This window comes from Lacrimispora algidixylanolytica (assembly GCF_003609635.1).
Lineage (GTDB): Bacteria > Bacillota > Clostridia > Lachnospirales > Lachnospiraceae > Lacrimispora > Lacrimispora algidixylanolytica.
This window is the reverse complement of record NZ_MCIA01000034.1, coordinates 313,494-321,061: the sequence shown is the minus strand read 5'-3', so window position 1 is coordinate 321,061 and position 7,568 is coordinate 313,494. Positions and strand designations below refer to the sequence as shown.

Below are 7,568 nucleotides of genomic sequence, written 5' to 3'. Positions count from 1 at the left end.
GATACAAAAAGGAACCCCAAATCCCCTCAAGATTGAGGGGCAGGGGAGTTGAAGTGTCGAAGACACTTATTTATATAATAGGAAGATTGTCCCTAACGTGGCAGCATGTTAGAGCTAGAGTCCGGCAGCCAGACTCTTTGTTCCTGTGAAGAAAAGGAATTGAAGAAAACGTAGAAAAATGGTATGCTTTATAAAACGTGGGACTTAGGAGAAGGCTATGGAATATAGAGAGATTAACATTTCGGAGTTAAACAAAGAACTTTTCCAGCAATTTAACCGCTATCAGGAAGTGAAAGAGTGTGTGAGGAAGGTAAATGGAGTTTGGTCATCGGTGAAGAATCCATTTACGGAACAGTGGCAGGATGAGGATTATGAGGTGTTGGTCCGCTGCCTTAAAATCACCATTCATACGGGAGGTGTTGTGTTTGGAGCCTTTCATCACGGTGAGTTAAAGGGGTTTGCCTCTGTTGAAGGTGTGTTTATGGGGAAACACAAAAATTACCTGGATTTATCAAATATTCATGTATCTTATGATGTGCGAGGCAAACGTACAGGCCGTCGTTTGTTTCATATGGTTTCAGAGTGGGCGAGACTAAAAGGAGCTCAGAACCTCTATATCTCCGCCCAGTCCTCGGTGGAGACTCAGGCGTTTTATAAAGCTATGGGGTGTATGGAAGCAAAGGAATACGATGAAGCCCACGTAACGAGAGAGCCCCATGACTGTCAGTTGGAATATAAGTTAGAAAGAAAAGTTATCTTATATATAGGCATCAGTCTAGACGGATACATTGCAGATGAAAAAGGAAAAGTAGACTGGCTCATGGGACAAGATCCTTCTTACGAAGGGGATTATGGTTATGAAACATTCTCAAAACAGGTGGACACGGTCTTGATGGGTTATAATACGTATCATCAAGTAGTGACGGAACTATCACCTGATGAATGGGTGTATCCAGACAAGGAAACGTATGTGATAACCCATAAGGAGCTTAAGGACAAGCCTAGGATTTATTTTACAGGAGAATCCTTGGAATCACTGCTTGGAAAATTAAAGAAACAGACGGGAAAAGGAATCTGGATATGCGGAGGCGCAGAACTTGTAAGTGGGTTGATGGAAAAAAGTCTTATTGATGAATACCATCTTACTATAATGCCCCTTTTTCTTGGAAAGGGAATCCGACTATTTCGGGAGATGGAGAAAGAGCAGCTTTTAAAACTTGTTTCCATGCAAACGGAAAACGGAGTGATTGATTGTATTTATCGAAAAAGATGGATCTAAAGGTGGAATATACAAGGCCTACCTTCAATACAATGAATAATAGCATAATGCCGTTTTGGCGGGGGGATGTAAAGCTAAGGTATTGGAGAGAGGAAAGAAAGATGGCAGTGATAGAACAAATCAGATGCGGCTGCGTTAACAGCTATCTGATCGAAAGCCGCGGAAGAGCCATTCTTGTGGATACAGGAAGGCTGGGATCGGAAGAAAAGATACTGAATATGTGCCAAAAGACAAAGGTGGAACTCATACTTTTGACTCATGGGCATTTTGACCATGTACAAAATACGTCATTTCTAAAAGAGAGGCTTCAGGTTCCTGTGGCGATGCACAAGGAAGATTATTCCTTGCTAAGGGATAACCGGAAAGAACCGATATCCCATCAAGGTCTTTTGGCCATGCTGGTGGCGGAGGTTGCAGAAAGAAATTTAGAAAAGAACCGGATACCAGAGTTTGTTCCAGATTTATATTTAGATGATGGAGATTGTCTAAGTGATTATGGAATTGATGCCACAGTTATGGCGCTTCCCGGACATACCAGGGGGTCCATTGGGCTTGATATAGAAGAAAAGTTTGTTATTACGGGAGATGCTCTTATGAATCTTTTCTACCCGGGATTGTCTATGATTTATTGGGACAGGGAAAAGATGATAGAGAGTGCGCTAAAAATCAGCGCTCTTGGAGCAAGAAAGGTATATTTTGGTCACGGAAATCCAGTAGAGAACCGGGAATGGAGTCGGATCGAAATCTAAAAAGAGGATAAAAGAGGATGATAGAAATCTATCTGTCAAAAATGGAAGTACCAGAAGGAATGAAAAAATATGAGTGGGAGCATGAGCTGGGGAAAAAACTTCTGTTTTTAGGGTTAAAGGAAACGTATGGTTTGAGCGAGATGGAACTAGAAGATCTTTCGTATGCCGCTGGAGTTCACGGAAAGCCATACCTAAAAGATTTCCCCCATATTCATTATAACGTCAGTCACACGGATGGTATGGTAATCTGTGGTTTTTCAGATGGAGAAATTGGGGTGGATGTAGAGCGGATACGTCCTTTTCATGATGGAATTCTTAGAAAGGTGATGTCAGATGCCGAAAGGGATTTTCTTGAGAGTTTAGAAATAAAAGAACGCCCAGAGTACTTTTTTCGTATCTGGACGTTAAAGGAAAGCTATGGGAAAGCGGTTGGATGCGGAATTGCCATGTCGTTATCTGCCGTATCGTTTACTCTAAGGGATAAGGGAAATCCCATCTGCTCCATTCCTAATTTTTCTTTTTTTCAGCAAAGTGTGGATGAAGAATATATCCTATCTGTATGTAGGGCAAGCGATGAGGAAATTAAGGAAATCAAGGTTAAGCAGAAGCTTGTTTTTTAAATTTGTTCTCTGAGATTATGAGTCCAATCAGAGTTAATATAATTCCAAAAAAGGATTGCAGGGTCAGGCTCTCGTTTAAGACCAGCATAGAGGTGATAACTGTGATCACTGGCACTGCATAGATGTAGACACTGGTTTTAACCGTGCCAAGAACTTTTACGGCATAGTTCCAGGTGACAAAGCAAAGAGCGGAAGCACCAAGTCCTAGAAACAGAAAATTCAGCAGGTTTGATGCATTGCTAATTTTCTCAAAATCAAAGCGAATGGGAAGAATCGCCAATACAGGGATCATGAACAATAGGCCGTAGAAAAATATGCGTCTTGTTGCTTCTATGGTTCCGTGGCCATACTCCCCTATTTTTTTTGTGAAAACGGAGTAGGCAGCCCAGGTAATTGCGGCGGAAAGTGCCAAAAAGTCTCCTAAGGGATTAAGTTCTACAACACTGTTTCCCTGGAAGCTGATTAGGCCAATGCCCGCTATGGCGGTAATAAATCCGGCCATAAAACGGATTCCCGGTTTTTGTCCTCTTAGAAATATCCAGTCGAACAAAGCGGTGAAAAAAGGAGCAGCGGCGATTATCGTACTTACATTGGAAGTAAGGGTATAGGTGAGAGCAAAGTTTTCCATTAGAAAATATAAAGTAACTCCGCATAAGCCGGCACATGCGAAGCAGATTTCTTCCTTTATGCTTTTTATTTTTAAAATACGGGGACAAGCGATCCAAAGAGCGGCATAACCGATGATGAAACGAAAGAAAAGAATTTCGAGAGGGGTAAATGACCGTAGCAAAACTTTGGTGGATATAAAGGTGGTTCCCCATACAAAGATAGAGAAGGCGCAGGCGAGATGCCCGTAAAGATGATTTTGTTTGTTCATGATGTGTGTACTCCTGTTAAAACGTTGTTTTTGTTAATGGTTGTACTGATTTTATCACAGAAAGATTGAATTGTCTTATAAAACAATGAATTTGTGGCTAGAATCTTGGTAAGGCTAAAATGAACAGGAGGAAAAGCCATGAAACTTATTACAGACAATTTTTTGATTTCTTTTCTACAAAGATTTGATGAACACCCTTTTGATGTGAAACTCCATGGTAAGACTCATCATATTGGGGAGGGAAATCCTACATTTCTTGTGAATCTAAAAGAAGATATTGGAAACAACGAACTGATTACCAGTACTTCTCTAGCGTTAGGGGAAGCATATATGAAAGGGAATCTGGACATAGAAGGAGATCTGTATCAAGCTCTGGATCACTTCCTTGGTCAGATGGGCAAATTCTCTTCGGATCATTCAAAGCTTAAGAAGCTAATGTTTTCTTCCCAGTCAAAAAAGAATCAGGAGAAAGAGGTCACATCCCACTATGACATCGGCAATGACTTTTATAGTCTTTGGCTGGACGATACTATGAGTTATTCCTGTGGTTATTTTAAAACAGAGGAAGATACGTTATATGAAGCTCAATGCAACAAGGTGGAGCGGATCTTACAAAAGCTTTGCTTGAAAAAGGATATGACACTTCTTGACATTGGCTGCGGTTGGGGATACCTTCTGATACGAGCGGCTAAGGAATATGGGGTAAATGGAGTCGGCATCACTCTAAGCAAGGAGCAAAAAAAGATATTTGATGAACGGATCGAAGCGGAGGGTCTTACCGGAAAGGTTTCTGTTGAATTAATGGATTACAGGGACTTAGAAAAATGCGGAAAGACCTTTGACCGGGTAGTCAGCGTAGGAATGGTAGAGCATGTAGGCAGGGAGCATTACGAATTGTTTGTCAAAAATGCTGAGGCTGTTTTAAAACCAGGCGGCCTATTTTTGCTTCATTATATTAGTGCTTTAAAAGAATACCCAGGTGATCCCTGGATGAAGAAATATATCTTTCCTGGGGGAATGGTACCAAGCCTACGAGAAATGATTCATATTTTAAGTGATCATCAATTTTACACCTTGGATGTAGAGAGTCTGCGCAGACATTATTATAAAACACTGCGCCTCTGGGAACGTAATTTTAATGAAAACAGGCCAGAGATCCAAGAAAAGATGGGAGCTGAGTTTGTACGAATGTGGGACCTTTATCTAAATGCCTGTGCAGCTACCTTTCATAACGGGATCATTGATCTTCACCAGATCCTTGTATCAAAGGGAGTGAATAATCAGATTCCTATGACCCGCTGGTATTAATACTGAGAAAAATGATCGAAAAAAAGCTTGCAGATTTGTCTGCTGTATGATAAATTATTTTAAGTTAGCGTGCGCTAACTTCGTGTGAATATCCGATACATCAGATCAATCCTCTGATAACTACCTTCTTTGGCTTTAAGAAGGATCAAGACTCCTAAAACCATCCCTGTTACCGCATGATAGGGATGGTTTTTTTGTGATTCTATGGTTGCCGTATATTTAAATAAGTGGTATGATTCCTTAGGATATATGGAAAAGAAGAGGATTAATTTAGTCAATTATGAATAAACGAAAGAAAAACACCCTTTTAGTTTTGATTTATTCGGTTATGTTTCTTATATGCCTTGGCATTGTGGCAGTAGTTGACAGACTGAATTTACCCATACACAATGAAAATCAGCCCCCCGGTGATACGATAATGGAACCTTTAAAAGATCCTGTCAAAGAAAGTGAACCAGAACCTTCAGAAGAGATTGTTATGGTTCCAACCACCGGAGTTAAAAAGATAGAAATCAGTCAGGAAACAAAAATACAGGCTCCTGCTGTTATGGCAGAAGAAGTGAAAGAGTACAAGCCGCCTTCCATAGTAATCGCATCGGATGTGCATTACTATTCCCCAGAACTTACGGATTATGGTAAGGCATTTTGGACCATGGCAAAAGGCGATGATGGAAAAGTGGTTCATTACATATCAGAACTCATGGACTCCTTTACCAGAGAGATGGAAGGACTTTCACCATCGGTTGTTATCCTAACCGGAGATCTCACTTTAAATGGGGAAAAGAAAGGCCATGAGGCACTGGCAAAAAAGCTAAATTTGTTGGAAGAAAAAGGAGTCAAGGTATTAGTAATACCAGGAAACCATGACATCAACAATTATAATTCTGCCTCCTATATGGGAAAAGACAGGGAACCGTCAGAAATTGTGACTCCAGATGATTTTTACCGTATTTACAGTCGCTTTGGCTATGACCAGGGAATAAGCCGTGATGAAGCTTCTTTTAGTTATGTATATGAGCTGGACGAATATAACTGGTTGCTTATGCTTGATTCTGCCCAGTATGTGCCAGAGAATAAGGTAGGCGGACGGATTCGAGAAGAGACCCTTATCTGGATGAAGACTCAGTTAGAGGAGGCAAAGAAACGTTCTGTCAATGTAATAACCATTGGGCATCATAATCTTTTAAAGGAAAGCATCCGCTATCCAATGGATTGCACTCTGGAAAACAGTGAAGATGTAATAGAACTTCTGGAGTCTTACCGGGTCCCCCTTTACATAAGCGGTCATCTGCATCTACAAAGGACTAAAACCCATAAGCCAAGACCTGGAGTCATGGAGGAAGGTTATCATATCAATGAGGTGGTGGCAGATTCACTTGCTATTTCGCCGTTTCAGTATGGGCTTTTAACATGGACGAAAAACAATGGCATTTCCTATACCACAAAAGAACTTGATGTAGCCAAGTGGGCAAAAGATTGTTCCATTACCGATGATAATTTGCTAAGGTTTCAGGAATACGGTGCGGATTTTCTAAATGAAGTAGTTAGCGGTCAGGTTTATGATCAACTAAAAAATCTGCCGGAGGAACAGCGCAATAAGATGGCTGGTCTTTATTCCAATATAAACCGCGCCTATTGTGCTGGGATACCTGTAGATGCTGGGTGGGTACGGTCGGAAGAGGCTTACAGACTGTGGGAACGGAATTTACCAGACAGCAAGCTTTTTGCTGAAATAAATGAGATGATAAGAGATACCAAAAGCGACTTTAATACATGGGAGTCGGTTCTGGAATATGGGAGGAGAAATGACGGAATTGGAAATGACATCAGTCCCCAATCTTAAGAGGGGGTGTCTACTCACTTTATTTGGTGGGATTTTGTGGGGGCTTTCAGGAACCTGTGGCCAATATCTAATGCAGAACAAAGGACTTACCTCTGATTGGCTGATTCCCATTCGCCTACTTTTGGCGGGAATCATTCTTCTTACGGTTTGTCTGATCAAGGACGGAAAGAAGATATTTGATATCTTTAAGGTTCCAAAAGACGGTGTTGACGTTATGGTATTTGGCATGCTTGGCATGTCCATGTGCCAGTATACTTATTTTACAGCCATCAGCCAGTCCAATGCTGGAACAGCTACCGTGCTTCAATACATAGGACCTGTTTTAATTGTACTTTACGTTTCCCTGCGAACTGGGAAGATACCAGAAAAAATTGAAGTGTTTGCAGTCTTACTGGCAGTTGTGGGAACTGTTTTGTTAGCGACTCATGGAAACCTAAGAAGTCTTGCGATCTCTCATCAGGCCCTATTTTGGGGACTTTGTTCGGCAGTAGCTCTTGCTGTATATACGGTACATCCTGTACCGTTATTAGCAAAATATGGCTCGATGGTGGTAACTGGATGGGGGATGTTAATAGGAGGAATTCTCCTCTGTCTGTTTTTTAGACCATGGACCATGGAGGTGAAGGTAGACGGGGCAGTCATTGGAGGACTGGGTTTTATTATCCTGTTTGGTACGATTATTGCATTTGTGGCTTACTTAGAAGGAGTAAAATGGGTGGGGCCAAAGCGGGGAAGCTTATTTGCTTCCGTGGAGCCTGTATCTGCCACTGTATTTTCTGCTCTTCTATTAAAGGTGGGATTTGGTCCCATGGATCTTATGGGGTTTGCTTGCATTATTTCCACAATCTTTCTCCTTACTATGGGCAAAAAAAGATAACCCCTTTACATATTA

General features: G+C 41.3%; 7 protein-coding genes. 6 read left to right on the top strand and 1 reads right to left on the bottom strand.

From position 1 onward, the window contains the following. The first annotated feature begins 217 nt into the window (after nt 1–217). The 3 genes from BET01_RS22365 to BET01_RS20300 all read left to right on the top strand — a co-directional run bounded on the left by BET01_RS22365 (nt 218) and on the right by BET01_RS20300 (nt 2,648). The gene (locus BET01_RS22365; RefSeq protein ID WP_330513305.1) at nt 218–1,279 is read left to right on the top strand and encodes a GNAT family N-acetyltransferase; all 1,062 of its coding nucleotides are present in this window, start codon (nt 218–220) and stop codon (nt 1,277–1,279) included. A gap of 101 nt (nt 1,280–1,380) precedes the next feature. Continuing rightward, a complete protein-coding gene (locus tag BET01_RS20305) occupies nt 1,381–2,028 on the top strand; it encodes an MBL fold metallo-hydrolase (protein ID WP_120198706.1) in 648 nt (215 codons plus the stop codon). Nucleotides 2,029–2,045: 17 nt separating this feature from the next. Continuing rightward, nucleotides 2,046–2,648 (top strand): 4'-phosphopantetheinyl transferase family protein, encoded by a 603-nt coding sequence (locus BET01_RS20300; RefSeq protein ID WP_120198691.1) that lies wholly within the window; start codon nt 2,046–2,048, stop codon nt 2,646–2,648. Here the strand turns inward: BET01_RS20300 and BET01_RS20295 are convergent. Further along, nucleotides 2,626–3,525 carry a DMT family transporter gene (locus BET01_RS20295; RefSeq protein ID WP_120198690.1) on the bottom strand — a complete coding sequence of 300 codons (900 nt, stop codon included), beginning with the start codon at nt 3,523–3,525 and terminating at the stop codon, nt 2,626–2,628. The two genes, BET01_RS20300 and BET01_RS20295, sit on opposite strands and share 23 nt — an antisense overlap. 138 nt (nt 3,526–3,663) lie before the next feature. Between BET01_RS20295 and BET01_RS20290 the strand changes: the two genes are divergently transcribed. From BET01_RS20290 to BET01_RS20280, 3 genes are all read left to right on the top strand, one after another. Beyond that, on the top strand, nt 3,664–4,833 hold the full coding sequence (locus tag BET01_RS20290; protein WP_120198689.1) for an SAM-dependent methyltransferase: 1,170 nt from the start codon (nt 3,664–3,666) through the stop codon (nt 4,831–4,833). A gap of 280 nt (nt 4,834–5,113) precedes the next feature. After that, nucleotides 5,114–6,676, top strand: a complete 1,563-nt coding sequence (locus tag BET01_RS20285) for a metallophosphoesterase (protein ID WP_120198688.1) — start codon at nt 5,114–5,116, stop codon at nt 6,674–6,676. Continuing rightward, the gene (locus tag BET01_RS20280; protein ID WP_120198687.1) at nt 6,639–7,553 is read left to right on the top strand and encodes a DMT family transporter; all 915 of its coding nucleotides are present in this window, start codon (nt 6,639–6,641) and stop codon (nt 7,551–7,553) included. Before BET01_RS20285 ends, BET01_RS20280 begins: the two co-directional genes overlap by 38 nt. The last annotated feature ends 15 nt before the right edge of the window (nt 7,554–7,568 follow it).

Excerpts from the sequence above, each read along its gene's own strand:
- BET01_RS22365 (WP_330513305.1), top strand. The coding sequence starts at position 218 with ATGGAATATAGAGAGATTAACATTTCGGAGTTAAACAAAGAACTTTTC.
- BET01_RS20305 (WP_120198706.1), top strand. The coding sequence starts at position 1,381 with ATGGCAGTGATAGAACAAATCAGATGCGGCTGCGTTAACAGCTATCTG.
- BET01_RS20300 (WP_120198691.1), top strand. The coding sequence starts at position 2,046 with ATGATAGAAATCTATCTGTCAAAAATGGAAGTACCAGAAGGAATGAAA.
- BET01_RS20295 (WP_120198690.1), bottom strand. The coding sequence starts at position 3,525 with ATGAACAAACAAAATCATCTTTACGGGCATCTCGCCTGCGCCTTCTCT.
- BET01_RS20290 (WP_120198689.1), top strand. The coding sequence starts at position 3,664 with ATGAAACTTATTACAGACAATTTTTTGATTTCTTTTCTACAAAGATTT.
- BET01_RS20285 (WP_120198688.1), top strand. The coding sequence starts at position 5,114 with ATGAATAAACGAAAGAAAAACACCCTTTTAGTTTTGATTTATTCGGTT.
- BET01_RS20280 (WP_120198687.1), top strand. The coding sequence starts at position 6,639 with ATGACGGAATTGGAAATGACATCAGTCCCCAATCTTAAGAGGGGGTGT.